We start from the raw sequence: 903 nt of genomic DNA on the forward strand, positions 1-903 counted from the left end.
ATCATCGCCCACAGCGATCCATCTGGCGCCTGCCGCCCTGGGGGCACGTCGAGCGGAGCGAAGGTCAGCGCCGGCGTATCGGCGAGATTGCCAGGCATCAGGAAGCGGCCGGGCGGCAACAGGCTCATCGCAAACCGTTCATCGCGGCAGGCGCGCAGATAATTCGTGAACAGCCTCGCGGCCGTCAGCGTCGCCTGCTCGTCCTCGCGCGCTTCGGGCTCGAGCGTTGCGAGATGCGCATGCCAGTCGGCGGCGAGATGCGCGCGCGGCGCCTCGCGCGACAGCGCGATGCTCTCCGCCGACCATTGCTCGTAGCTCTTGTTGAGGAGCGGCAGGTCGAGCAGCCATTCGCCGGGATAGTCGACGATGTCGAGCGTCAGCGTGCGATCGGCGCCGTTCGGGCGCTGGTACTCGATGACAAGCCTGAGCTCGCTGATGTCCACCGTCGAGTTCGGCCAGCGCCGCTCCTCGGTCAGCGCGCGCAGATGGGTCTCATAGGCAAAGCGCGGCACGGCGTCATCGGGCTGCGGCGCGAGGTGCGCTCGCGCGATCCGGCCCGAGGCATAGGCCTCGAACACCGGAAATCGGCCACCGCGCGTCAGCCCATGGACCAGGGCGGTGATGAACACGGTCTTACCGGCACGCGACAGGCCGGTGACACCAAGCCGCACCGTCGGATTGAAGAAATGCTCGCCATAGTCGATCAGCGCCCGCGCCGACAGCCGCGCTTCTTCGACCATGTCATGGAAACTGAATGCCATCTGAACGTTAACGGATCTCGGGCGGGCGGGATGTGCGGCCGTTCACAAAAGTGGCAATTGCGTACCGAAAATCAAGCTTTCATACTTCCACCGCCATTGTCGGCAAATCAGCCGTTTGAACGACGCGCCGACCCCGAAAGAC

Annotated in this window: 1 protein-coding gene; it reads right to left on the reverse strand. The window is 65.2% G+C overall.

Features of this window, described 5'->3' with window-relative positions; genetic code table 11:
* A partial coding sequence (locus JHD07_RS03840) for a YcjX family protein (protein ID WP_291619131.1) occupies positions 1-761 on the reverse strand: 761 nt, incomplete at its 3' end.
* Positions 762-903 lie beyond the last annotated feature (142 nt).

It is taken from the genome of Bradyrhizobium sp., from assembly GCF_016462955.1.
Lineage (GTDB): Bacteria > Pseudomonadota > Alphaproteobacteria > Rhizobiales > Xanthobacteraceae > Bradyrhizobium.